We start from the raw sequence: 23,808 nt of genomic DNA, 5'->3' as shown, positions 1-23,808 counted from the left end.
CATATATATTGTACATGAACATTTTAAAAATTGTCAATGCCGAAAGTTTATTTAAAATTTCTTTCATCCTATTTGTATATTTTTTAATAATCTGTCAATAATGCTAGTAACATAATATTTTCTCCACTCCCCCTTGGAGAGATCCCTTGAATGGAGCAGTTAGCTTTTGCTAGCTGCTCTTTTTTATTTATCCATACACTATGATGAAATACTTATAGATCAAATCCATTTTTCATCACATAACAACCATCTATTTATTTTCCAATGAGTTTTTGTATGCACTAATTTTATTCTCAAGCATCTTCTCTGTAACTTCTAAGTTTTCTCTTTGAATCTGAATAGATTTCCTATGATCTTCTAGGAGCTGTAAACGAGCTTCTGTTGTATGCTCCCCTTCTGTATATAATCTAGCGTATTCTCTTATTTTCGCTATTGGCATTTGCGTTTGTTTTAATTTCATTACAAACTGCAACCACTTTATATGTGACTCTTCGTAAAGTCGATTTCCATTTGTATCACGATTTGCAATTAATATATTTTCCTTTTCATAATAACGTAGTGTATGTGTGCTCACGCCTAATAATTTTGCTACCTCGCTAATTGTGTACATACTAAAACTCCCTTCACATGCTTACCCTCATATATTTTATAACCGTATCAAATTTATAAAAAACGTTTGACTTAGAGTATACTCTAACAAATACAATCTAACCATAAATGAATTTGAATTTAGGGGGATTTTATATGAAATACACGGTTATTACTGGCGCAAGTTCCGGAATTGGTTATGAAGCAGCTTTAGCATTTGCATCTCGCGGAAAAAATTTAGTACTTGTAGCTCGAAGACAAGAAGAATTAAACGAATTAAAATTGAAAATTAACGAAATGCATCCAGAATTGGATGTTGTCATTCGAAAAACTGATTTATCTGTTACTGCAGATGTTTATAAACTTTATGAAAGCCTACAATCTTTTCAAATTGAAACATGGATTAACAACGCAGGTTTTGGTAATTTCGCCTCAATTGCTGAACAAAATTTAAATAAAATCGAAACGATGTTACATGTAAATATAGAAGCACTAACAATACTCTCTTCTCTTTTCGTTCGAGATTATTCAATGGTTGATGGAACACAGCTTATTAACGTTTCATCGGGCGGCGGATACACAATTGTTGCTGATGCTGTTACGTATTGCGCTACGAAATTCTATGTAAGTGCATTTACAGAAGGGTTGTCTCACGAACTGAAAGAACAAGGCGCAAAACTGCAAGCAAAAGTTTTAGCTCCTGCTGCAACTGAAACAGAATTTGCAAAGCGTTCATTTGATATTGATGAATTCCAATACGATAATGTTGTACCGAAATTCCACACTGCAAAACAAATGGCACAATTTATGCTCGATCTTTATGATAATGATAAAGTTGTAGGAATTGTTGACGGTTTAACGTATAACTATGAACTTAAAGATCCACTTTATAATTTTGCCGTAAGACAAAAGAATTCAAATTCTTAATAACCTGTCCATTTCTTATGGAAATATATATTCCCACTATATATGTAAATAATAGTGGGAACTTTTTCCCTATAAATTTTTCATCCAACATACCGCACCATCGCCACTTCATCACAATAATCCACCTTTGGGCAATGTCTACAATCAATCCATACTTTCTCTGGCAACGTTTCTTTATTTACAAAATCAAATCCACACTTTTGAAAAAATACTGTTTCATATGTTAAGGAAATTACTCTTCTTACATTTATTTTCGTAGCTTCCTCCATTACATGATTTACGAGCATACGCCCTATCCCTTTCCCTGCATATGTATGCGAAACTACTAACGATCGTATTTCTGCAAGATCTTCCCCCAATACATGCAATCCAGCAACTCCAACAATTCTCTCGTCTTCTTTCATAACATATAAACATTGCAAATATTGATAAAGAGACAAAAGAGAACGTGGTAAAACAACTCCCTCTTTTGCATAAACCTCAATAAGACTATAAATTTCTTTCACATCACTCGTCACCGCATTACAGATTTTCATATTACATCCCCTTGCCCTCGATATTAATATTTATAACTTTAAATGAATTTTAATTCATAATTTTATATAATAATACAGCTCTCTTTTCTCCTCGTCAATCACTTTATACAAACAAAAAACCAAGCAATCTAATCGATGCTCGGTTCCTCATCTCGTATCGGCAATACTGTTGAATATTTAATTTCACGAAGTGCCAAACTCGTCTGTATACGTGTAATACCAAGCTTATTCAGCTTTCTAATAAACTGCTCTAGTTCTTTACGATCACGATTTGCAACCTTTAATAAATAATCGTACTCTCCTGTTAAACAGTGACATTCTAACACTTCCGGCATTGATTCTAATTCTTTCTCCAACACTTCCAACTTGTCAAATTGATGAATATTCGTACTCATAAAAATAAAGCATAATAAATCAAACCCAAGCTTTTCTTGATTTAAAATCGCAACTTGCTTATCGATGAAACCTTCCCCATCTAACCTTTTTATTCTTGCATGCATCGCAGCCGGTGATAAATTAACGCGACGTGCCAGCTCTGCATTACTTACTTGTGAATCCTTCTGCAATATATCTAAAATTTGTACATCCAAATCATCCAACACTTTAATAACAGACGACTCCATTACAATTCCTCCTTTTTTCTTACCGATGATTATTCGAAAAAACAACTTATAATTTATATAAAACTGAATATTTTTCTGTAAATATCATTTTAAACTAAATATTTTATCGAGTTTTCACCATTATACAAAAGAATATATTACATAATAAAGAAAAATGCTAAAATTATTTACAATTAGTATTGATTACAAAAAAGGGGATTTTATCATGCCTTATTTTTACGTCTTTTTACTATTACTAACGAGCTTATTATGGGGAGGAAATTTCGTCGTTGGAAAATCACTCGTCGATCATGCATCACCGATGACACTGACAAGTTTAAGGTGGCTGATTGCGATTGTTTGTTTATTACCAATGGTATGGTTTAAAGAAAAGAAAATCCTTCCACCACGTACCGCGATACTTCCGTTAATATTCATGGGAATTTCAGGAGTCGCTCTTTTTAACATCTTTCAATTTTTAGCATTAGAAAAAACATCCGCTACGAATGTAGGTCTTATCTCTACATTGAATGCAATTTCAATCGCATTATTTTCAGTATTATTTCTAAAAGAAAAAATAAATACACTTCAAATCCTATCCATGATTCTTTCATTCTTCGGGGTCATCCTCGTCCTATTAAAAGGTGATTTCTCGCTTTTATTTTCACTACATTTTAATAGCGGTGATTTATGGATGATTGCAGCAGTTTGTATTTGGGGAATCTATTCTGTTTGTAGTAAATGGGCAACAAAAACAACTACACCACTTATGGCAACGTTGTACTCTGGTATTTTCGGCGTTATTTTATTACTACCGTTCAACATAGGTAGCTTCACTGTTTCAAATATAAATACTTCTTTCATCACATCACTTTTATATACTGGGCTTATTTCGACAGTTCTTTGTATGGTATTTTGGAATATTGGCGTACAAAAATTAGGCGCAACTACATCAGGTATTTTTCTAAACTTCAATCCAATTTTCACAGCCATTTTAGCATTCATATTCCTCGGAGAAGAATTAACGTGGATACAAATTTTAGGGACAGTTGTCGTTGTAACAGGATGTTATTTATTTTCTCATTTCAAAACTGTTGCCGTTCAGCCAACTAGACCTTTAATACGAAAACATTCTTAATGAAAAAACATCGTCATCTAGGTTGGCGATGTTTTTATTTACTCTTCATTTCTCTTATATACTGCTTTTCCTCTTCTGGCGATAAACGTTCCGTCGCCTTGCCAGTATCTCCACCTTGAAGGCTCCATAAAAAGTTATGCTCCTCAACAGTTTGAGAAAAATCTCCTTTTTCCCACCTATTTATAATAGAAAATAACTTCATTTTATATTGAAAACCTGTACTATTTTCAATATCTCTTTTTACATTAGAAATTTCCTTTTTTGTCATCTCTACAAATCCCCATTTTTCAGAGGATTTTACCTTTTGGTGCACCATTTTATGCATAGTAGAAATAATTTCACCTTCACTAATTTGCGGAGCTTCTTCTGCAGCTTTTTTCTCTTTTTCGTTTGCCGCTCGCTCGGTTTGAATATTTTTATTTTCTTTTTCCACATATGCAAGCAATTTCTTTCCGCCAACTATAGACGAGAAAATTACTATAATTGTAATGCATATACCTACGATCCATTTAAAAAGCATTATCTCTTCATCGCTTCCCTAACAATATGACTATCTACATATTGCTTAAACTTCACGATTTTTCCGTTCTCAAGTTGCCATACATGAACAAATTCTGCTTCAAATGATTTTCCTGTTTCTTTATAAACTCCAGAATACATACCTTCAGCAATAATTACATCTTTTCCGTTTACTTCATGATATGTATTTACACTTGCTTTATAATCATCCCATTCTGATCCTAAACGGCTAAATACATTTTCCATTATAGCTTCTACGCCTTTATATGTTCCGCCGTACGGAAAACCTTCTGCCTCTGTCCATTCCACTTTTTCAGAGAGGGCTTCTGCTAAATGCTTTGCATTCGAAGAAGCTGATCCTTCATACGTGCTTTTAATAATTTCTAAATTTGATTTAGGCATATTACTTCCTCCCGTTTATTTATTTTTACACAAGACGTAACCATCACGGTTACATCTTGTATAAAAAAACATTTAAATTGTTTTACTCTTAATCTATTAGCTGTAATCATTATAGTTACATTAATTCTTCAAGTCAACAATTTATAAATAAAATTTACTTCGTTTTCATTACTTTCTCTTTTAAGAAACGATCTACATATCCTTCTGCTTTTACTACGAATAAATACGCACCCATTGATAATAATGCAAGATCTAATTCATATCCTGGATTCTTTCCATCTCCTAATAAACCTGCTGCTCCATTTACCTTTACGATAGCTCCAGCTAAAATAAGAGCGAATAACAATCCTACATATCGTACACCTAAACCGATAATTAATAATATACCACCAACTAATTCTACAGTTGCTACGCCGTATGCAAGGCCACCTGGTAAACCGATGCTTGTAAACCATCCTGCTACGTTATCAATACCTGATTGAAACTTTGCTAAACCATGTGCAAAGAACGTAACTCCTAACACGATACGAATAATTAAATTCCCAATATATTGATTCATTTTGAACTCTCCTTTTTGTTTTGTTATGGTGAACTTTTATTTACAAGTCAAAACAATACGGTATTTTATTTCATTCGTCAAATACTTTTTTAAAGAAAACAAAAACATTATCCGTTTTACGGATAATGTTTTCATACGAAATAGCGCTAATTCAAGCTTTTATTCTATCGGATAGAAAAAGTTGAAACATTTTTCCAGCGCCAATATAAGGCAGCAAAAAAATGTCCTCTTCCACAACCATTCCAACAACATTCACTTTCTCATCTACAGATAAATCATTTATGGCAACTTGCATCTCCCCTGCATATCTACCATACAATTCATTATCAATTGTAATACTCCCTTTCTTTCTTACAATTGTATGCATCGGCTTTATCACCACTCTATTTCCTTCCCTTGATTCTACAGATCGAATAACATCACGAGCCGGATCTAGTCTATTTGTATGCACTTGCTCTACCACTTTTAATACTTCTTTATCAGTTATAAATGATTTGTAACGCAATGGAATAATCCCTCTACTTGCACTAGCTACTTCTTGCATACTTTTTAAACTTGCGCTTATATCTCCAATCAATACTTTATCAACACCACAATCTTGAACAAGTTCTAAGTACGCTTCAAGTGGGCGCATATTGCGATGTTTTTCTAACGTTGGTAACCCTTCATATAACGGCCCTCGTTTTTCCGCATCTCCTGGAATAAATGCCATTGTCTTTATTCCGCACTTCTGTAAATATTGATTTTGTTTTTGTAAGAAAGACTTTGCTAGTCCTGTCTCTGGGCGCGGGTAAAAATTATGCCATGCTTCTACATTCTCTACTCTTATATGTTCTGCAAGTAATTCTTTCCAAAATGATTTTGTAATCGTACTCGCATTTAAAGCTACTTTCATCTTATGAGATACGCTTGCAATTTCTTTTGGCGCAATGCCGTAATCCATTCTTAAACCGGTAATGCCCCAGTTCAATAACTCTTCCACATTTTCATATGTTAGCCCTAAATGGTGTAACGATTTTGGAGAAACATCAACCATTAGCTCCATTTCACGTGCAAGAGCTTGTCTCCCTAATATTTGAATTAACTCTTTATACGTATTTGGATCATCTTCTGGAATGTGCAGTGATGTAAAAATAGATGTAAACCCATTTTCCTTCGCTACTTTTAACCACTCTTCTTGTTTCTCTACTCGTTCTTTTGAAAGATAAATGGAAACTCCGATCATATAAATCTCCCTTTCTATTAATAGAAAAAGAGAAAGGAATCCCTTTCTCTATATGTTTTCTGCCATTTCTTCTTTAAATCCGAAGAAGTACGTAAAGATAAATCCGAAAGCATATGCAATTACTAAACCTAAGAAATATAGTAAATATTTATTGTCAGCAATTAACGGAATTAAAGATAGCCCTGATACGCCAATTCCAAGTGAAGCCGTTTGCATAACTGCTTGGAATGCACCACCGACAGCCGCTCCTAAACAAGCAGTAATAAACGGTTTCCCAAGTGGTAATGTAACCCCGTATAATAGCGGCTCACCAATTCCTAAAAAGCCAACTGGCAATCCACCTTTAATTACATTTCGAAGTCGTTTGTTTTTTGTTTTCACATAAATCGCAATTGCTGCGCCCACTTGGCCAGCACCAGCCATTGCAAGTACTGGTAATAAAGGTGTTACGTGTGTTTGATTAATAAATTCCATATGAATTGGTGTTAAACCGTGATGCAATCCGACCATAACGAGAGGTAAAAATGTTCCCGCAAGTACTGCGCCAGCAAATGCTCCGCCAATATTTAAAATCGCATTAATTCCGCTCGTAATACCATCTGATAAGAAACCTGCTAATGGCTGAATGGCTAACATCGTTACGATACTTACAACTAATACAGTAATGAGTGGTGTCACAATAATATCAACTGCATTTGGCACTGCTTTTCGAACTTGTCTTTCCACTACAACCATAAGCCATGCTGCAAAAATAACTGCGAATAATCCGCCCCGTCCAGGCACTAATGCTTCACCAAACAATTTTACGTTTGCCATCGCCGGGTTGAAAATTAAAATACCAGCAATTGCCCCAAGAACCGGTGTCCCACCGAACTCTTTCGCTGTATTCCAACCAACTAAAATTCCTAAGAATGTAAAGATACCGCCGCCAATGAGTAGTAACATTTGTAACCACGTTGCATTTGGATCAGCACCAGCATTTTTCGCAAAGTTAGCAACCCCGTTTATAATTCCTGACGCAACAAGTCCTGGAATTAACGGAATGAAAATACTTCCTATTTTTCGTAAAAAGTTTTTCACCGGTGTATTATTTTTCTTCTTAATCTCTGATTTCATCTCTTGCCCAATATCTTCAAGGTGATGATCTGCTACCTCACCAATTCGTAGTCCTGTTAAGCCTTCCATTTCAGCTGCTACTTTATTTACTGTTCCTGGACCAACGACAACTTGAAGCGTCTCATCTTCTATAACACCCATAACACCTTCAACCTTTTTCAAAAGGTCCATGTTTACTTTACTTTCATCATGAAGCGTTAATCGTAGTCTCGTCATACAATGAGCAATACTACGAATATTTTTTATTCCTCCAAGTTGCTCCGAAATTTCCTTGGCCATTCTCTCTTCTTTCTTCATAATAGAATCCCCCTCCCTATTATTTTATAGTGCTTTCTTCACAAACCCTTTTGCGCATTTTAGTTTCTCCAGTGCTTCCCCATATTCGCACTGCAACAACACCATAACAATGGCAGCTTTTACGTTACGTTCTGCCTTTTCATAATACTCTGCCGCTACTTCATAACTAGCGCCTGTTGCTTCCACAATAATTCGTTTTGACCGTTCTACTAACTTTTCATTTGTGGATTGAACATCTACCATTAAGTTTTTATATACTTTTCCTACACCAATCATCGAAGCTGTTGAAATCATATTCAACACTAATTTTTGTGCTGTACCAGCTTTTAAACGTGTTGATCCTGTTAATATTTCTGCACCTGTCTCTACTTCCACATTTAACTTTGCATATTTACTTATTTCAGCATTTTTATTACAAGAAATACTCGCTGTACTCGCTCCTACGCTCTGTGCGTATTTCAAGCCGCCAATTACGTAAGGAGTTCTACCACTTGCAGCAATTCCAATCACTGTATCTTTCTCATTTAATCCAATACTTTTTAAATCTTCTTCTGCTAACTCTTCGCGATCTTCAGCACCTTCCACCGCTTTAGTAAACGCTTTCAATCCACCGGCTATAAATCCTTGCACCATTTTATCATCCGTGCCAAATGTCGGCGGACATTCCACTGCATCTAGAATACCTAAACGACCACTCGTACCAGCACCAATGTAAATTAAACGTCCCTCTTCTTCAAAAGATTTAATAACAGTCTGTACAACCTTTTCAATTTGTTCTATCTCTTTTTCAACTGCTAACGCAACAGTTCGATCTTCTTCATTCATACTTTGCAACACTTCTTTTATGCTCATCTCATCCAAATTCATTGTTTTCTCATTACGATGTTCTGTCGATAAATTTTCTAACATATTGCCACCCTCTTTGAAATTATATTTCACACTTTTATTATAACTTTAAGAAACTAAAAATCAATGACTCTTTCTTATTTTATGAAATAAAATTTCACAACATGACATATTTTTGTCAAAGATCATAAAGTGAAACTTTAATCAGTGGGGGTTTTGTTCATCCCCACTGATTATTAGCCCGCACCAATCGGGCATTAACGGGCAGTTGATCCCCACCTAACTTTCTTTGCTTCCGCTGAATTTTGAAGTGAGGGTCTTACTGCACGGCAAATAGCGGGATAAAAAAAGATGAGTCTCCTCATCTTTTCTTCTACTTTAACTTCCGTAACCGCAACGCTTCTTCTCGTGTCTCCATAAATTGATTCAATACTTTATTACCAATTCGATTGAAAGTAATCACATATAAAGCATCGATCATATTCAATTGCGTCATTCTCGAAGCAATACTCGCAATACGATGATCTTGTTCTACATCTGGCATACAAAGGCGAATATCCGCTTCTTTATATAACGGTGATGATTGATCTAGTTTCGTAATTCCAATAACAGTTGCACCTTGTCTCTTTGCATACTGCGCCATTTCAAGCACATCTTTCGTTCGACCAGATGTTGAAATCGCAACAAATATATCGCCTTCTTTTAAATTCGTCACAAGCGGCAGCATCATATGAAAATCAGATAGCATCATCGCTGTAAATCCGAGCCTTGTAAATTTATAAGCTCCGTCCATCGCCGGAGTAGCTGATCCGCCTACTCCATAAAAGATAATTTTATCGGCATTTACAATACGATCTGCAGCTTTTTCAAGTTCTTTTTTATCTATCGCCGTCACGCTCGCCTCAATTGCAGCTTTATTCACATAAGTAACTTTATTAAATAAATCGTACGGTCCATCTTCTGTATTCATCACTGAAAAATCGTTAATATTATAATCAGCAATCGTTAATTCACGAACGAGTGCTATCTTAAATGCTTTAAAGCTCCCAATCCCAATCGACTTACAAAAACGAACGACACTCGCCTCACTTGCGCCTGCATTCGTTGACACTTCTTTCGTCGTTAAGTTCGGAACAATCTCTGCATTCTCCATTATGTACATGGCAACCTTCTTCTCAGCTGGTGAAAATTGATCCATATTACTTTCAATTTTAAATAGTAATGTTGAAGCTTTCACTATTTAACCTCCACTTCTTACGGTTGCGTTCACTTATTTTCTCTTGCTTCAAGAAGGTAATAACCATCATCGCCAGGAGGATGAAACACATTTACAATGCGATTCCCTTTTTGATAAACAGTTCTTTCCCCTTCTGTCCACTTCTTTTCCCAACCGTTCATCCAAATCGCAACATCAGGTAAAAAAGCAGTATATTTCAGCTTCTGACCGTACTCACCATCTGCTTCTTCCGAAAAAATAGAAACCGGAAAATCTTTCACTTTTGATTCTTTCCATGCCGTAAATGGTATACATACTGCAATAAGTACGATTACACCGATAACCTTCTCCTTCGTAATCTTCACACTTCCCTCTCCTTGTCATATCACATACATAGATTTTACCATAATTACAAACCCTTCATGCTATATGATCATTGCTTTTGGGAATAAAAAAAGAGCTTACCTACATCAGATAAGCCCTTCCTCTCTATACAAAATATTTCTTCAAAAGTGGCGGTGTAATAATCGTCGTCAATATAACAACAATAACAATCGCTGTGAAATTTTCTTTCGCTAATAAATTCGCCGTAAGTCCATTTGCAGCGATGATAAGCGCTACTTCACCACGTGATACCATCCCCGCGCCAATACTAATAGAAGATTGGAGATTAAATCCTGTCAGTCTCGCTCCTAAACCTGATCCGATTAACTTTGTGAAAATTGCAATGAGAGTCATAATAATAATGAACCAAAGCTGGCTTCCAATGCCTTGAAATGTAATTTCCATTCCGATACTTACGAAGAATACTGGAACAAATATTGCATAAGCAATCGGTTCAATTTTATGTTCCACCTCATGCTTATACTCTGTTTGAGAAATAGCAATTCCTGCTGCAAATGCTCCAATAATGCCTGCAATTCCCATCATTTCACTGTAATAAGAAAAAGAGAAGCAAATAATAAGAGCCGCGCTAATTAACGCTTCTGTTACACGAAGCGGGACAAGCATTTTCATAATCCAAGGAACGACTTTCCAAGCAATAAAAACAATACTTACAAAGAAAATAATTTTCTTTACAATGACAAGTGTTATATTCACATCTTGTGTTCCTAAAAAACTCATTACAAATGCTAATAAAATAACGACAATGACATCATCAAATACGGCAGCACCTAAAATTGTTGTACTTTCTCTCGTATTCATTTTTCCTAGATCACGTAGCGTCTGCACCGTAATACTAACCGATGTCGCGCAAAGTAATAACCCTAAAAAAATGGCATGGGATTGTATTAATCCAAACAGCAATCCTGTTACATAACCACCGATGAAAGGAAAAATAATTCCACCAGCCGCTACTGCAAATGACGATTTCAAATTCCGATTTAACTCTTCTAAATCCGTTTCAAGTCCCGCCATAAACATAAGTAACAAAACACCAATCTCACTCAGTTCATCAATCAGTTCAGAACTATTAATAATACCGAGTACAGCCGGACCGATAATAATACCGACAATTAACTTACCAAGTACAGAAGGCTGACCAAGTCTCACACTAATGTCACCAGCTAATTTCGTACAAAGTAAAATGACGACAAGTTCAAAATAAAATAACATAGCATCTGCTCCTACTTTAACTTTAATCAGTGGGTCGTTAACCCTCGTCCATTTCTGCAAGTAGTTTCCCCTATTGATCCGCATTTTATTTGTCATATTTTTATTTGACAAAATATTCTGAATTATATTAAGATTAATCCAGCAATTTTAAAAAACTACATACCATAACTGCACCTCCACTTCCTTACTTACTCTTTTTTAATGGGCTCATACTATAGTCGCAGTTATGGAAATGAAAAAACGGGGGGAGAGTCCAAAGTGAAGTCATTATTACGAAAAAAAGCGCTTAGTACTGAATCACCAAAGCAGCTAGATAGAACATTAACTGCACTCGATTTAACGTTTTTAGGAATCGGCGCCGTAATTGGGACAGGGATCTTTGTATTAACAGGTATTGTTGCAGCAAAACATTCTGGTCCTGGTATTATGCTATCATTCCTTATTGCTGCATTTACTTGTGCTTGTGTAGCCTTTTGTTACGCTGAATTTGCTTCTTCTATTCCTGTCTCAGGAAGTGTGTATACTTACGCATATATGACAGTCGGAGAAGTCGTCGCCTTCATCGTCGGATGGTGTTTAATGCTCGAATATTTACTTGCCGTTGCAGCAGTAGCTGTCGGTTGGTCTGGTTATTTACAATCATTACTACAAGGTTTCAATATACACCTGCCCGCCATAATCGCCTCGGCCCCTGGCGTAGGAAAAGGTGGCCTCATCGATTTACCCGCTGTTTGTATTTTACTAATCATTACCGGTCTTTTAAGCTTCGGTATACGCGAAAGCGCTCGCATTAATAATATTATGGTTCTTATCAAGCTAGCAGTTATTATCGCTTTTATCGTAGCAGGCGCAAAATATGTAAAACCTGAAAACTGGACACCGTTCATTCCATTCGGATACGACGGTATTATTACTGGCGCTGCCACTGTGTTCTTCGCCTTCTTAGGATTTGATGCAATCGCAACCGCTGCAGAAGAAACGAAAAAACCGCAGCGTGATTTACCAATTGGTATTATCGGTTCTCTTCTTATTTGTACTGTTTTATATATGATTGTATCTTTCGTTTTAACAGGTATGGTTCCTTATACGCAATTAGACGTTTCTGATCCAGTTGCATTTGCATTGCATTTCGTTGGTGAGGATACAATTGCAGGACTACTCGCTGTTGGAGCGATGACTGGAATGACAACCGTCCTCTTAGTCGTTATGTATGGACAAGTTCGCGTTTCGTATGCAATGAGCCGTGACGGTCTACTTCCAAAAGCGTTAGCACGTGTAAATAAAAGAGTAAAAATCCCTTTATTAAATACGTGGATTACTGGCGTTGTTGCTGCTTTATTAGCAGGCCTTTTAGACTTACATTTGCTAGCGAATTTAGTAAACATCGGCACATTAACAGCCTTTACATTCGTTTGCTGCGCAGTACTTATTTTACGAAAAACACACCCTGATTTAAAACGCGGATTCCGTACACCTTTCGTACCTGTATTACCAGTTGTTGCGATTCTTTGCTGCTTATATTTAATGATCAATTTGTCTAAAACAACATGGATTAGCTTTGCAGTTTGGCTTATAGTCGGCTTATGCTTCTATTTCTTCTACTCTAGAAAGCATAGTCATTTAGCTATTGAAAAAACAAATGATGAACAGAAAAAAGCATAACAAAATAGCTCGCCGATAAAACGGCGAGCTATCTTTCTGTACTATTATATTTTTTCGTTAACGATTGTAAAATGAAAAATATGCCGATGCAAGCTGTAAACCATGCCCAATTTCCTATTGGTGTCGAGTATTTGATCATTCCAATACCCACAAGCACTAAGAAAATAATCACCTGATATATGAGCTTCCACTTTTGCATATATTCCCTCCTTTACTTCGTCCCCTTCTTTTTCTTCTTCCAGGCATTCAAACTATCAAAGAAGAAGTTAATAAATAACGTTCCTAATCCTGCTAATAAAAACGTCATTAAGAATAAAACCCAAATACTTTTATCTTTTAATAAATAATATCCTACAAGGAGCACAACCGCGATCCATACATATTCAAGAATTCTTTTTAGCTTTTTCTGTTCCAAATTATTCGCTCCTTCTTTCTATGCTACTTTTAGTATAACAAAAAAGAAGCCTATCATGATAAGCTTCTTTTCTTCTCTCTTATTTGTTCATACTTTTTTCAACAAGTGAAATCGCATACTCTAATGTACGATTCATCGTTTCTACCTGTGCATCTTTTACTTGCACATCTTGTAATACAGCTTCTGCAACTGTAATTTTTTGTTGCAATGATTTCACTGAACCATCTGTTACATTTACAGCTTGCGCTTTCTTCACTACTGCTTTTGCAGATTCAATATTGATCTGTAATTTTTCTTTCGTTGTTTTTGGTTGTTCTTCTGCCACTTTTGATTGTACGAATGTTACATTAGCTGATTTTAATTCGGTATATGTTTGAATAATTTGTTCCCCAGTACTTCCTACATTTTCAAATGCTTGCTTTGCAATGTTATAGCTTTTCTCTAATTCTTGAAAGGCTTCCTTTGAATATTGACCTGGCTTATCACCAAATTCATACGTACTAACTAACACTTCTTTTACTTTTCCAAGCTCTTCAAATAACGCATTTACTTGCTCTAACTTCGTACGGTTAGAAAACTCATTGTATGATGCTAATACTTCTGAAGAACTTAAAGCTTTACTATATAATTTTGCTAACGCGATTTGTCCATTTAACGGAATACCACCATTTCCGTTACTATCAGGATCCGCTCCAAATGCAAATGGTACGTTCGGGTTATAAACTTTTCCTTGAGCTGGCTGACTATTTACTTTTTTACCATCTACGTAAATTGCCAATTCGCTTCCGTTATACGTTCCTGTTAAATGATACGTTTTGTTCGCTACTAATTGAACACCAACACGTTTATAGCTACCTCCAATGTGAGCCCATAATTCAACATATCCACTTCCTGTAGACTCAAATCCAATTCCGCCGCTCTCTGTATTTTGCAAAATACCTTGTCCGCGAATTTCATTCATTGAAAATACAGTTTCTAATGTAAACGTATTTACTATTTTCTCTTTTTGTGCTGCTGAAAATGGAAGGTATCCAAATGTATTTGCTTTTCCGTTTAACTTCATAACATTCTTCTTCAATGCTTTATCATATTCAATAGTCACATTGCCCTTCACATCACCTTTTGTACCAAATGGTGAATTGTCTTTAAATGTACCATCTGCAAAGTTTACATCGAAAACATCAGCTTTTGGTACTTTCACATTCGGGTCAATATTATCTTTTTTCGTAGTAATTTCCGCAGTTAACGGCTGTGCGGTTTCATTGCCAAATGAATCAATCGCAACTACTTCAAGTGTATATGCTTTCCCGCCATCTAACCCTGCAAGCGTAAACGTAAGATCTTTCGGCACTGGATCACGATAAAACTCTGAGAATGCTAACAATTTATTTTTTATTTCACCCGTTTGCTTATCTCTAGCCTGCACACGGTAAGAGTGAACAAGGAGGTTGTCCAATGCTTGCGGGAATGTTACTGTTGCCGCATTTTCTGTTACATTTGATACAGCAAGCTTTGCATCTTTAGCAAAGTAAGGCTTTTCTTTATCACGATCTTCTACATGTGTAAATGTTTCTTTCTTTGCTGGTAATTTAATTTTCCAAGGCTCGCCTGTCCAAGAATTCGTATGGAAATCACGGCGATTAATCGTCACTTCTTCTTCATCTACTTCTACTAATAAACCTTGGCTTAACGTACTAGCTCCTGGCGGGATATTCCCTTGTACTTTACCACCTTCAACTTCCATATAACTTACTGAAGATGTACCAACTGATGTAAAGTCTTTTTGATGTATCGATCTCGGATCATCTAACGGATAATGTGAATGACCTGAAAACGTAATAACTTGTGGATATTCTTTTAACACTGCATTAATTTTTGCGCTATCTTGTGTTCCCCATTCCTGACTACCGTACACTGTATCTTTAATATGTTGATGTAAAAATACAAAAATCGGTTTTTCTGGATCATCTTTTTGTGCTTTTGCCATTTCTTCTTTTAACCAATTAATTTGCTTGTCCGAATAATAACCATGTGTTGTTCCATTCTCTGGAGACATAACAAGGAAGTGATAACCTTTTACCACTTTATGATAATAAATTGATTCCATACCTGTTTTTTCTAAGAAACGCTTCTGTGCACCCTCTACGGATAAACCGTTCCAATAATCATGGTTACCGAGAGAATTCATTCGCACTGCATCTTTATTTGCATTTTCATTATACACTTGCATGAAACGATCATATTGCTGCACTGATCCTGTATCTGTGAAATCACCTACAATAACAAACGCATCTTGCTTTGGTGCTAATGTATTAAACTGTTCAATCGCTCTTTTCCAGCGAAACGTATCATCCGTTCCACTATTTTTAATATGCACATCACTTACAACTGGAAAAACTATCTTCTTCTCACTTGATGCCTTTTCTTGCTTTTTCTCTTCCGCCTTGACTGATGTACTCCACGGAAATGATACGAATGCTAATACAAAAACCATTAATAATCCAATAAGGCCTTTTACTTTTCTTAAAGCATTTCTGTCCACGTGAATCCTCCTCATAATAATTGATTCATTACAAGGGCTATTTTATCTAATATATGTTAATGTCGTTTAAATAACAAATGAACTTTATTAGATTTTTGTAAATATACAGTTAATTAGAAATTAAGTCCAACATTCCTCGTACTATGGTATACAACCACCTTTTGTCTAAAAGAGTCTAATCATTCTTTTCCTATGACCATTTACATATAATCTTTTCTATAACACTAATGATAAGTTAAGGTTTAAGCCTATTAGACAATCTTAATTTTTAATATTTCCTTCTTTTTTTAACACATCGGCCATGCTTTTACATTTAATAGTAATAAAAGACAACTTAAAAGGAGGGGTTGTATTGAAGAACAAAAAAAATATTGGCTGTTTCGCTCCTTTATCTATCATTTGTCCAGACCCTTGTCCACCGCCCCCTCCTCCAAATCCAAATTGTGAACGAGTAACAAATGAATTTGCAGGAAATTTCCTCATAACGAATAACACCATCCCCTCTGTCAAAGATGGATCACAATCAATGATACTGTGGCAAAGTGATGGGATACTACTTATATCAGGTACTGTCTCGGTTTACAATAGTACTAGCAGCACGGAAGCAATTATGATTCAAATTGTTGGAGCAGTAACTAATGTTTTCACTGTGTTTCCTGGTAGTACAATATCTTACACAGGAAAAGACTTAGAGTCAGTCAGTATTATCAATATACAAAGTAACCCTTCACTATATTTAGAAGGTAAGTACTGTTGCGAATTTACATGTTGCTTATAGAATACCAATTTCATTGCTTTCTCAATAAAAAAGCATACCATTTACGGTATGCTTTTTTATGAAATCGGATAACGTACAGTAATACAAAACTCTCCTTGATTAACAGTTGTTCCTGTCGTAGTAATTCGAACAGTCGTAAAATATCGGACAGTGAAAGTACCACTACTTTGCGGTTGTACAGTAATTGTATCAATTACTGTAGCTCCAACTAAAAAATCAACTGTAATCGGGTTCGCACCTACATCATATTTCACGTAACCTGAACCATATACTTCTTGCGTGATATTATTTGTATATACAATTTGAGTACCAGCACCTGTAATAGACCAGTCTGTACATACTTGGTCTTGCACAAGTGTTTTATTAGAACAACAAGACAAACTGGAACTTCTCATTCCCATTTCGATCCTCTCCTATTCTGCTATGAAAGTGGATAACGTGTTGTAATACAAAATTCTCCCTGATACGTTCCAGCAGGTGTTGCAGGTAACACAACTTGTATACTATCAAAGCGACGATACGTAAAAGCAATACTCGTTCCTGGGTTTAATGTTTGTGTATCAATTGTACCCCCAGCAGAATCAAGCGCTTCTACAGTAATTGGGCCTGGTCCAACATCATATTTAACAAAACCAGTACCAACTACGTTTTGGTTAATATTATTTGTATAGAGAACATTATCAATTGCTGTTGCAACTACAGTAGCAGACCACGGACTACACACTTTATCTTGCACATAATTTTTATCTGGACAACAAGTTAATGCTGACCCTGAGCACTCACAAGACATAGTTGTTTCCCCTCTCTCTTTTATATTCCCTATATGTGTATGTCCCTCAGAGTCTTTTGCCTGTACTATTCATCTATTTTCAAAAAATATTCAAATGACTAGATAGATTCCGTTTTGTTTCTTTTCTTCATATATTTATAGACAAAGATACTAGCAACAATAAGAATAACGCCTCCTAATATCGGTAGCATATATTGTCCAACAACATCCGCTGCTTTTTCCCAATGCGGACCTAATTTCATTCCAAAATAAACATACAAAGTCGTTAACGGGAACATTGCTACAAATGTATATATACTAAATTTCCATATGTTCATTTTCGCCATACCACACGGAACAGAAATAAGCGTTCGAACCCCTGGTACAAAGCGTCCAACAAATGCTACAACTGGTCCATATTTCTCAAAGAAATCATCTGCTTTTTGAATTTGTTCTTCTTTAATAAAGAAGTATTTTCCGTATTTTATTAATAGCGGACGACCACCATAATAACCGAGTGCATATAACGTTAACGGTCCTGTCGTTCCGCCAAGTGTTCCAGCTAATACAGCTAGCCAAAAATTCATATCTCCCTCGTATACCCAATACCCAACCATAGGCAAAACAACTTCTGCCGGAATAAATTCGAACGTTAAAGCCAATACAACTCCAAAATAAGAAAACTGCTTTAAAAACTCGATTATATCTAAAATCATTTGCTCCATATTTTAACTCCTATCCTACGTTTACGTTATGCTTTTCTTGTAATTGAACTGGCGCCATTTTTACAATTCGGTTCAAAATAAATAACACAATTCCAATATCATCTAAAATACCGATAAACGGTAGGAAGTCTGGAATTAAATCAAGCGGCATCGCAACATAACCAACTAAAAAAGCAACAGATAAAATTTTCTTCTTTATTGAAACCTCTTTTGAAGTAAAAAAGTCAAATAGGAATGGAACAAATCGGCGAACATGAAATACAACTCTTAATCTACTAATAAGTTTTTTCATTTTTATATCTCCTCTCTTTGTATACGAAAAGGACCCTACCAAATATGGTAAGGGTCCTCAAAAAGACAGAAAGGGGCCTTTACCATTGCTGGTAAAGGTCTCACTAACAACGAAACGTTGCCAATAAAGCCGAGGGTTTCTCCCTGTAATGACGACTTTATTGTAATAAGTTACTCCCCTTTATACACAATTTTATACACTCACATTAAAATATTTCAGAGGGCTTGTCAATATATTTTATATTCCAATCCCTTCCGTAAAAAACAAAAACGTATAGGAAATTTCTTACTATCTCATAATATACATAACCATTTTTGAACGAAAGGAGATGTTTCATTTGCATACCGTCTGGAAAGGTGCACTTTCACTTGGACTATTAAATATAGGAATTAAACTATACAGTGCCGTAGAAGAAAACGATATAAAATTTTTAAGCCTCCATAAAGAATGTTTAACACCTATTAAATATAAAAAATTTGCTCCTGATTGTACGGATGAAGAAATTGATGATAACGATATTGTAAAAGCCTATGAATACGCACCTCATAAATATATTATTATGGATGAAAAAGAATTAGCTGAATTACAACAAGCTCATGAACCACGATCCATTCGTATTATATCTTTTGTCCAAAATAACGAAATTGATTCTGTTCTCTATGATCGCTCTTATTTTATAGGACCTACTCCAGGACATGAAAAATCGTATTTATTATTAAAAGAAGCTCTTGAACGTACAAATAAACTTGGGCTTATTCATATTTCTATTAGAAAAAAACAACATTTAGCTATTATCCGTAACTTTGAAGATGGACTAATGTTACAAACCATCCACTACCCTAATGAAATTCGCGCTATAACAAATACACCTAACTTACCAAGTAACGAAAATTATCCTATACAAAAACAAGAACTCACCGCAGCAATCAATTTAATCCACCATCTTACAAATCCTTTTGAACAAGAGATGTATACAGATGAGTATAAAGAAGCCCTTACCGAACTAATCGAAAACAAAATTGAACAGCAGGAAAAAACCGAAACAATCTCTCCAGCTCCGAACATCATTAATATTATGGAGACATTACAGGCAAGCATTGAACAAGCAAAAATAAAAAGAGACAATAAAACAGAAAAAGAGGCCAAATAAAATTGACCTCTTTTTCTTTAAAGCGGATTACATTTCGGCATTTCAAGTCCAGACGATTGAGCTAGTTTTAATAAGTAGTAACATTCTTCTCTTGCCATATGATCTGCCATTCTAGCTGATAATGCACTTAATACTTCATGAGATAACTCGAGCTCTTCCACTTCATGTAAAAAATGCGAAAATAATTTCAATTCAAGTGAAACATCTTTCGTAAACTTCTTTAATGCAGGAAAATGATGCAGCTCTGTCCGTAAATACCCTGTCATTTCAACTGCCTTTAAGTAAAATTGTTCAAAATGCTTCGTAAATTCTTCGCTTTTCTCTTTCAATCTTTTTTCAACAAGATCTAATCCACCAGAAATAGAGCCTGCATGACCAGCCGCATCCGTTAACCAAACGAGATGATAATGTAATTCATGAAAAACAGGCGGAACTTCCCCTTTCTTCAAAAACTCTAAAACTGTTATATACTCTTCCACTTCGTTTACCATATGATTAATAAAAGTTGGCGTAAAATGAATAGTAATTTTCCCTTCCAGCTGTTTCTGTATAATATTTAATTTAAACGCCCGAATCTCCTTAGCGGCTTGTTCTGCCTCTTTTGAAAATGCCATCAGATTCACATTCCGAACTTTATTTAACAAATTCGTAAATGTTTCAACAAAGTAAGTAGCTTTTTTTATATCCTCTTTTTCCTTCGGAGCTAATGCATCCAGTAAAAATTGTGCATGATCAGTAAGTACCTTTAACCAAAATTGATGCTCAAACAACGCACTTTCTTCATAATTTCTCTCCACTAAATCCCCTCCGTCTATTCATCCTTCTCTATCACTTGAAGTTTATATCCATCCGGGTCTTGTACCACAATACTCTTCTCACTTTTGTTTTCTGTATATGCGATTTTATAAAATACTAACCTCTTCTTTACATTCCCTATGTTAGAAATTGAAAAGGTTAGAACATCAACTGAGTCCGTAACACTCTTCTCACGCCCGCCCAAACTGCGATTCATCACAAAACTAATTCTCGTTGAATCAGTATCATACCAAACCCCTGTAATATCTAATTGCGGCCTTTCTGAACTAGGTGTTATCCCTAAAATCCCTTCATAAAAATACAGAGTTTCCTTTAAGTTCTTTACTTCCAATACAATGAATTGTTTCACAGTCTCCACATTCATTCCCCCCGTACCTATTACTTTTTTATATGTGTCATAAATGCTCATTATGTCTGAATACAATACGTAGTAATGAACATGTAAGGAGGTTTATTCGTGAATAAATATATGAGATCATTCGTGCCCTATCATAGCCCTCTCGATCCTTGTCCTCCTATCGGAAAAAAATATTATTCTACTCCTCCTAATTTATTTTTAGGCTTTCAACCGCCAAACTTGCCGCAATTCACACCAAAAGAAGCACTACAAAAAGGGACTTTATGGCCTGTTTTTTATGACTATTATGAAAATCCTTATAAAAAAGGGCGGTGACTACTGACGTGAATCAATCGCTACCAGAAGAATACTATCAGCTTTTACTGGAGCTTCAAGAATTAGACTTTGTACTAGTTGAACTCACTCTTTATTTAGATACACATCCAGATGACACCGCTGCGATTAATCAATTTAATGATTTTTCCTATAAACGGAGAGTATTAAAACAAAAGATGGAAGAAAAATACGGACCACTCCAACAGTTTGGAAATAGCTATTCTAATGCCCCTTGGGAATGGAGCAAAGGTCCTTGGCCATGGCAAATATAAAGGAGAGAAACTATGTGGATTTATGAAAAGAAATTACAATACCCAGTTAAAGTGGGAACTTGCAATCCCGCACTTGCAAAATTATTAATCGAGCAATACGGTGGTGCAGATGGAGAATTAGCTGCTGCACTACGTTACTTAAATCAACGTTATACAATTCCTGATAAAGTCATTGGCCTACTTACTGATATTGGTACAGAAGAATTTGCTCACCTTGAAATGATTGCTACGATGGTTTATAAGCTGACGAAAGATGCGACCCCTGAACAAATGAAAGCTGCTGGTCTTGACCCTCATTACGCTGATCATGACAGTGCTCTTCATTACCATAACGCTGCTGGTGTTCCATTTACTGCAACCTATATACAGGCTAAAGGTGATCCAATTGCCGATCTATACGAGGATATTGCAGCTGAAGAAAAAGCACGCGCAACATATCAATGGCTCATTAACTTATCAGATGATCCAGATATAAATGACAGCCTACGCTTCTTACGTGAACGAGAAATTGTCCATTCACAACGTTTCCGAGAAGCAGTTGAAATTTTAAAAGAAGAACGCGATAAAAAAATATTTTTTTAAAACACGTATCCTAGCGATATGTGTTTTTTTATGTTAAAAGTTAAATCCTTCCTATTAAACATATAAATAGTATATTTATTCGATTTAATGCATTATTTTTTAATATTTTCAAAATTCCCTATTGCTTTCTAGTCATCAGACCTTTAAAATAATAACAGTTACTCGACAAATTATTTGAATTTTCGACAAAAACACTCATTAGGAGGATTTTCTTTATATGCATACAACTTTAAAACCAGCGCAAATACTTTCGATTAGTTTATTACTATTCGCAGTTTTCTTCGGTGCTGGTAATATGATTTTCCCGCCCCTTCTCGGTCTTTCTTCCGGAGAAAATATGTGGGTTTCCATTACAGGGTTTATTATTACAGACGTCGGTTTATCTTTACTTGCTATCGTTGCTGTTGCCCTTGCTGGTGGTAGTTTTAACACTTTAGCGAGCCGTGTTCATCCAAAATTCGCAGCAGTATTCGCTATCATTATTTATCTTTCAATCGGCCCACTATTTGTTATTCCACGAACTGGATCTGTATCTTATGAAATCGGGATTGCACCACTTTTCCCAGATCAATGGTATTCTATGTTAGTTTTTAGTGCGATTTTCTTTACAGTCGTTTACTTCTTATCATTAAATCCATCCAAGCTAGTAGATCATATCGGTAAAATATTAACGCCAATTTTACTTGTAATTATTGCAATTATGGCAACAAAAGCGATTCTTTCACCAGGAACGTTTGCAGAGCCTATCGGTGACTATAAAGACATCCCGTTTTTCAAAGGATTTCTTGAAGGATTTTTAACGTTAGATGCAATTGGCGCTCTCGTACTATCAACAATTGTTGTAAATGCAATTCGTCAAAACGGTATACAAGAGAAGAAATCTATCGCGAAATATACAATCATTTGCGGAAGTATCGCTGCTCTATTCTTAACAATTGTTTACTTCTTACTCGGTTATATCGGAGCTTCAAACGGAAACTTAGGGCAATTCGAAAACGGTGGTCAACTATTAGCTACTGTTATGTATCAATTCTTTGGGACAAGCGGTAATATTTTATTAAGTATCGCCATTATCTTCGCTTGTTTAACAACGGCAATTGGCGTTGTAAGTGCATTTGCAAATTACTTCACAACAGTGCTAACAAATGTTTCATACAAAAAGCTTGTGCTATACGTTTGTATCTTTAGTTTCGTTATTTCAAACTTAGGATTAAGCTTATTAATTAAAATCACACTACCTGTATTAATTATTTTGTACCCAATTACAATCATTTTAATTTTCGTATCATTTATCGATAAATATACGAAACGTAAACCTTCTGTCTACATCGGAGCGATGATCGCAGCGTTTATTATTAGCTGTATTCATGCACTTGATAATGTGGAAATGATACCAGATTTTATCGCTAATATCGTACACACCATTCCTTTTTATAACTTAGGAATTGGCTGGATCATTCCAGCAATAATCGGTGGTATAATTGGATACTTTATTCCGCAAACAGAAGCTGCAGGTGAAGTTTCTACAAAATAAAGAAAAGAAG

31 protein-coding genes are annotated in these 23,808 nt (G+C 35.5%); 9 read left to right on the top strand and 22 right to left on the bottom strand.

From position 1 onward, the window contains the following. Window positions 1–250: 250 nt before the first annotated feature. Complete coding sequence (locus GBN78_RS06840; protein WP_000288069.1) at window positions 251–610, bottom strand: MerR family transcriptional regulator; 360 nt, start codon at window positions 608–610, stop codon at window positions 251–253. Between the two features lie 134 nt (window positions 611–744). On the opposite strand from GBN78_RS06840, the gene GBN78_RS06835 reads away from it, so the two are divergent. Beyond that, window positions 745–1,515 carry an SDR family NAD(P)-dependent oxidoreductase gene (locus GBN78_RS06835; RefSeq protein ID WP_000878075.1) on the top strand — a complete coding sequence of 257 codons (771 nt, stop codon included), beginning with the start codon at window positions 745–747 and terminating at the stop codon, window positions 1,513–1,515. Window positions 1,516–1,595: 80 nt separating this feature from the next. On the opposite strand, the gene GBN78_RS06830 is transcribed toward GBN78_RS06835, so the two are convergent. Together GBN78_RS06830 and GBN78_RS06825 are read right to left on the bottom strand one after the other, a co-directional pair. Continuing rightward, window positions 1,596–2,051 (bottom strand): N-acetyltransferase, encoded by a 456-nt coding sequence (locus GBN78_RS06830; RefSeq protein WP_000686667.1) that lies wholly within the window; start codon window positions 2,049–2,051, stop codon window positions 1,596–1,598. Window positions 2,052–2,179: 128 nt separating this feature from the next. Continuing rightward, on the bottom strand, window positions 2,180–2,674 hold the full coding sequence (locus tag GBN78_RS06825; protein WP_000446088.1) for an Lrp/AsnC family transcriptional regulator: 495 nt from the start codon (window positions 2,672–2,674) through the stop codon (window positions 2,180–2,182). Between the two features lie 205 nt (window positions 2,675–2,879). Here GBN78_RS06825 and GBN78_RS06820 point away from each other — a divergent pair, with 205 nt between their 5' ends. Continuing rightward, window positions 2,880–3,791, top strand: coding sequence for a DMT family transporter (locus GBN78_RS06820; RefSeq protein ID WP_001146264.1), 912 nt, complete (start codon window positions 2,880–2,882; stop codon window positions 3,789–3,791). A 34-nt stretch (window positions 3,792–3,825) separates the two neighbouring features. Here the strand turns inward: GBN78_RS06820 and GBN78_RS06815 are convergent, their stop codons facing one another. The 9 genes from GBN78_RS06815 to GBN78_RS06775 form a co-directional block, all read right to left on the bottom strand. Continuing rightward, entirely contained in the window at window positions 3,826–4,311 is a 486-nt protein-coding gene (locus GBN78_RS06815) for a PRK06770 family protein (protein ID WP_000897980.1), read from the bottom strand. Next, window positions 4,311–4,712, bottom strand: a complete 402-nt coding sequence (locus GBN78_RS06810) for a nuclear transport factor 2 family protein (protein WP_001126689.1) — start codon at window positions 4,710–4,712, stop codon at window positions 4,311–4,313. The genes GBN78_RS06815 and GBN78_RS06810 overlap by 1 nt, the downstream gene beginning before the upstream one ends. Window positions 4,713–4,866: 154 nt before the next feature. After that, window positions 4,867–5,271 carry a DoxX family protein gene (locus tag GBN78_RS06805; protein WP_001077751.1) on the bottom strand — a complete coding sequence of 135 codons (405 nt, stop codon included), beginning with the start codon at window positions 5,269–5,271 and terminating at the stop codon, window positions 4,867–4,869. A 151-nt stretch (window positions 5,272–5,422) separates the two neighbouring features. Beyond that, complete coding sequence (locus GBN78_RS06800; RefSeq protein WP_050821661.1) at window positions 5,423–6,496, bottom strand: DUF871 domain-containing protein; 1,074 nt, start codon at window positions 6,494–6,496, stop codon at window positions 5,423–5,425. 48 nt (window positions 6,497–6,544) lie between these two features. Beyond that, complete coding sequence (locus GBN78_RS06795) at window positions 6,545–7,909, bottom strand: PTS transporter subunit EIIC (protein ID WP_000711293.1); 1,365 nt, start codon at window positions 7,907–7,909, stop codon at window positions 6,545–6,547. A 24-nt stretch (window positions 7,910–7,933) separates the two neighbouring features. After that, on the bottom strand, window positions 7,934–8,818 hold the full coding sequence (gene murQ / locus GBN78_RS06790; protein ID WP_000892344.1) for an N-acetylmuramic acid 6-phosphate etherase: 885 nt from the start codon (window positions 8,816–8,818) through the stop codon (window positions 7,934–7,936). Window positions 8,819–9,128: 310 nt separating this feature from the next. After that, entirely contained in the window at window positions 9,129–9,992 is an 864-nt protein-coding gene (locus tag GBN78_RS06785) for a MurR/RpiR family transcriptional regulator (protein WP_000648164.1), read from the bottom strand. A 29-nt stretch (window positions 9,993–10,021) separates the two neighbouring features. Beyond that, window positions 10,022–10,336 (bottom strand): hypothetical protein, encoded by a 315-nt coding sequence (locus GBN78_RS06780; protein WP_000704958.1) that lies wholly within the window; start codon window positions 10,334–10,336, stop codon window positions 10,022–10,024. Window positions 10,337–10,460: 124 nt separating this feature from the next. Next, window positions 10,461–11,684, bottom strand: a complete 1,224-nt coding sequence (locus GBN78_RS06775; RefSeq protein WP_370940894.1) for a cation:proton antiporter — start codon at window positions 11,682–11,684, stop codon at window positions 10,461–10,463. Window positions 11,685–11,846: 162 nt separating this feature from the next. On the opposite strand from GBN78_RS06775, the gene bcaP reads away from it, so the two are divergent. Further along, window positions 11,847–13,250: a branched-chain amino acid transporter BcaP gene (gene bcaP / locus GBN78_RS06770; protein WP_000838711.1), complete on the top strand. Its 1,404-nt coding sequence runs from the start codon at window positions 11,847–11,849 to the stop codon at window positions 13,248–13,250. A 28-nt stretch (window positions 13,251–13,278) separates the two neighbouring features. On the opposite strand, the gene GBN78_RS30090 is transcribed toward bcaP, so the two are convergent. The 4 genes from GBN78_RS30090 to GBN78_RS30960 all read right to left on the bottom strand — a co-directional run bounded on the left by GBN78_RS30090 (window position 13,279) and on the right by GBN78_RS30960 (window position 16,717). Continuing rightward, window positions 13,279–13,449 carry a hypothetical protein gene (locus GBN78_RS30090; protein WP_001174850.1) on the bottom strand — a complete coding sequence of 57 codons (171 nt, stop codon included), beginning with the start codon at window positions 13,447–13,449 and terminating at the stop codon, window positions 13,279–13,281. A gap of 12 nt (window positions 13,450–13,461) precedes the next feature. Next, window positions 13,462–13,665, bottom strand: coding sequence for a hypothetical protein (locus tag GBN78_RS06765; RefSeq protein ID WP_000435800.1), 204 nt, complete (start codon window positions 13,663–13,665; stop codon window positions 13,462–13,464). 79 nt (window positions 13,666–13,744) lie between these two features. Beyond that, on the bottom strand, window positions 13,745–16,207 hold the full coding sequence (locus GBN78_RS06760) for a LamG-like jellyroll fold domain-containing protein (RefSeq protein ID WP_000375666.1): 2,463 nt from the start codon (window positions 16,205–16,207) through the stop codon (window positions 13,745–13,747). Window positions 16,208–16,468: 261 nt separating this feature from the next. After that, a complete protein-coding gene (locus GBN78_RS30960; RefSeq protein ID WP_065224701.1) occupies window positions 16,469–16,717 on the bottom strand; it encodes a hypothetical protein in 249 nt (82 codons plus the stop codon). Here GBN78_RS30960 and GBN78_RS06755 point away from each other — a divergent pair. Further along, window positions 16,602–16,985, top strand: coding sequence for an S-Ena type endospore appendage (locus tag GBN78_RS06755; protein WP_347400308.1), 384 nt, complete (start codon window positions 16,602–16,604; stop codon window positions 16,983–16,985). The genes GBN78_RS30960 and GBN78_RS06755 overlap by 116 nt on opposite strands. Before the next feature lie 56 nt (window positions 16,986–17,041). On the opposite strand, the gene GBN78_RS06750 is transcribed toward GBN78_RS06755, so the two are convergent. The 4 genes from GBN78_RS06750 to GBN78_RS06735 form a co-directional block, all read right to left on the bottom strand. After that, on the bottom strand, window positions 17,042–17,386 hold the full coding sequence (locus tag GBN78_RS06750; RefSeq protein ID WP_000525814.1) for a DUF3992 domain-containing protein: 345 nt from the start codon (window positions 17,384–17,386) through the stop codon (window positions 17,042–17,044). A gap of 20 nt (window positions 17,387–17,406) precedes the next feature. Further along, window positions 17,407–17,775, bottom strand: a complete 369-nt coding sequence (locus GBN78_RS06745) for a DUF3992 domain-containing protein (protein ID WP_001277540.1) — start codon at window positions 17,773–17,775, stop codon at window positions 17,407–17,409. Window positions 17,776–17,873: 98 nt separating this feature from the next. Beyond that, window positions 17,874–18,479 (bottom strand): DedA family protein, encoded by a 606-nt coding sequence (locus GBN78_RS06740; RefSeq protein ID WP_000437066.1) that lies wholly within the window; start codon window positions 18,477–18,479, stop codon window positions 17,874–17,876. A 10-nt stretch (window positions 18,480–18,489) separates the two neighbouring features. Beyond that, window positions 18,490–18,771, bottom strand: a complete 282-nt coding sequence (locus tag GBN78_RS06735) for a YkvA family protein (protein WP_000733852.1) — start codon at window positions 18,769–18,771, stop codon at window positions 18,490–18,492. A gap of 337 nt (window positions 18,772–19,108) precedes the next feature. Here GBN78_RS06735 and ku point away from each other — a divergent pair, with 337 nt between their 5' ends. Beyond that, entirely contained in the window at window positions 19,109–19,921 is an 813-nt protein-coding gene (gene ku / locus GBN78_RS06730; protein ID WP_000557745.1) for a non-homologous end joining protein Ku, read from the top strand. A gap of 17 nt (window positions 19,922–19,938) precedes the next feature. On the opposite strand, the gene GBN78_RS06725 is transcribed toward ku, so the two are convergent. Further along, window positions 19,939–20,718 carry a DUF2935 domain-containing protein gene (locus GBN78_RS06725; RefSeq protein ID WP_000440975.1) on the bottom strand — a complete coding sequence of 260 codons (780 nt, stop codon included), beginning with the start codon at window positions 20,716–20,718 and terminating at the stop codon, window positions 19,939–19,941. 14 nt (window positions 20,719–20,732) lie between these two features. Further along, window positions 20,733–21,146, bottom strand: a complete 414-nt coding sequence (locus GBN78_RS06720; RefSeq protein ID WP_001986206.1) for a VOC family protein — start codon at window positions 21,144–21,146, stop codon at window positions 20,733–20,735. 48 nt (window positions 21,147–21,194) lie between these two features. On the opposite strand from GBN78_RS06720, the gene GBN78_RS06715 reads away from it, so the two are divergent. The 4 genes from GBN78_RS06715 to brnQ2 all read left to right on the top strand — a co-directional run bounded on the left by GBN78_RS06715 (window position 21,195) and on the right by brnQ2 (window position 23,798). Further along, window positions 21,195–21,410: a spore coat associated protein CotJA gene (locus GBN78_RS06715; protein ID WP_001046257.1), complete on the top strand. Its 216-nt coding sequence runs from the start codon at window positions 21,195–21,197 to the stop codon at window positions 21,408–21,410. Between the two features lie 8 nt (window positions 21,411–21,418). Further along, window positions 21,419–21,682 (top strand): spore coat protein CotJB, encoded by a 264-nt coding sequence (locus GBN78_RS06710; protein ID WP_001076510.1) that lies wholly within the window; start codon window positions 21,419–21,421, stop codon window positions 21,680–21,682. A gap of 12 nt (window positions 21,683–21,694) precedes the next feature. Beyond that, on the top strand, window positions 21,695–22,264 hold the full coding sequence (cotJC, locus tag GBN78_RS06705) for a spore coat protein CotJC (protein ID WP_000265273.1): 570 nt from the start codon (window positions 21,695–21,697) through the stop codon (window positions 22,262–22,264). A gap of 217 nt (window positions 22,265–22,481) precedes the next feature. Next, complete coding sequence (brnQ2, locus tag GBN78_RS06700) at window positions 22,482–23,798, top strand: branched-chain amino acid transport system II carrier protein BrnQ2 (protein WP_000557552.1); 1,317 nt, start codon at window positions 22,482–22,484, stop codon at window positions 23,796–23,798. Window positions 23,799–23,808: the final 10 nt, after the last annotated feature.

Source organism: Bacillus sp. B2-WWTP-C-10-Post-4 (assembly GCF_009183805.1).
Taxonomy (GTDB): domain Bacteria; phylum Bacillota; class Bacilli; order Bacillales; family Bacillaceae_G; genus Bacillus_A; species Bacillus_A cereus.
This window is presented reverse-complemented; position numbering and strand designations above follow the sequence as displayed.

Coding starts and splice junctions, on each gene's coding strand:
- GBN78_RS06720 (WP_001986206.1), bottom strand. CDS start 21,146: ATGAGCATTTATGACACATATAAAAAAGTAATAGGTACGGGGGGAATG.
- GBN78_RS06835 (WP_000878075.1), top strand. CDS start 745: ATGAAATACACGGTTATTACTGGCGCAAGTTCCGGAATTGGTTATGAA.
- GBN78_RS06815 (WP_000897980.1), bottom strand. CDS start 4,311: ATGCTTTTTAAATGGATCGTAGGTATATGCATTACAATTATAGTAATT.
- GBN78_RS06750 (WP_000525814.1), bottom strand. CDS start 17,386: ATGGGAATGAGAAGTTCCAGTTTGTCTTGTTGTTCTAATAAAACACTT.
- GBN78_RS06830 (WP_000686667.1), bottom strand. CDS start 2,051: ATGAAAATCTGTAATGCGGTGACGAGTGATGTGAAAGAAATTTATAGT.
- GBN78_RS30090 (WP_001174850.1), bottom strand. CDS start 13,449: ATGCAAAAGTGGAAGCTCATATATCAGGTGATTATTTTCTTAGTGCTT.
- GBN78_RS06735 (WP_000733852.1), bottom strand. CDS start 18,771: ATGAAAAAACTTATTAGTAGATTAAGAGTTGTATTTCATGTTCGCCGA.
- GBN78_RS06745 (WP_001277540.1), bottom strand. CDS start 17,775: ATGTCTTGTGAGTGCTCAGGGTCAGCATTAACTTGTTGTCCAGATAAA.
- cotJC (WP_000265273.1), top strand. CDS start 21,695: ATGTGGATTTATGAAAAGAAATTACAATACCCAGTTAAAGTGGGAACT.
- GBN78_RS06795 (WP_000711293.1), bottom strand. CDS start 7,909: ATGAAGAAAGAAGAGAGAATGGCCAAGGAAATTTCGGAGCAACTTGGA.
- GBN78_RS06775 (WP_370940894.1), bottom strand. CDS start 11,684: ATGACAAATAAAATGCGGATCAATAGGGGAAACTACTTGCAGAAATGG.
- GBN78_RS06840 (WP_000288069.1), bottom strand. CDS start 610: ATGTACACAATTAGCGAGGTAGCAAAATTATTAGGCGTGAGCACACAT.
- GBN78_RS06740 (WP_000437066.1), bottom strand. CDS start 18,479: ATGGAGCAAATGATTTTAGATATAATCGAGTTTTTAAAGCAGTTTTCT.
- GBN78_RS06800 (WP_050821661.1), bottom strand. CDS start 6,496: ATGATCGGAGTTTCCATTTATCTTTCAAAAGAACGAGTAGAGAAACAA.
- GBN78_RS06810 (WP_001126689.1), bottom strand. CDS start 4,712: ATGCCTAAATCAAATTTAGAAATTATTAAAAGCACGTATGAAGGATCA.
- murQ (WP_000892344.1), bottom strand. CDS start 8,818: ATGTTAGAAAATTTATCGACAGAACATCGTAATGAGAAAACAATGAAT.
- brnQ2 (WP_000557552.1), top strand. CDS start 22,482: ATGCATACAACTTTAAAACCAGCGCAAATACTTTCGATTAGTTTATTA.
- GBN78_RS06820 (WP_001146264.1), top strand. CDS start 2,880: ATGCCTTATTTTTACGTCTTTTTACTATTACTAACGAGCTTATTATGG.
- GBN78_RS06825 (WP_000446088.1), bottom strand. CDS start 2,674: ATGGAGTCGTCTGTTATTAAAGTGTTGGATGATTTGGATGTACAAATT.
- GBN78_RS06805 (WP_001077751.1), bottom strand. CDS start 5,271: ATGAATCAATATATTGGGAATTTAATTATTCGTATCGTGTTAGGAGTT.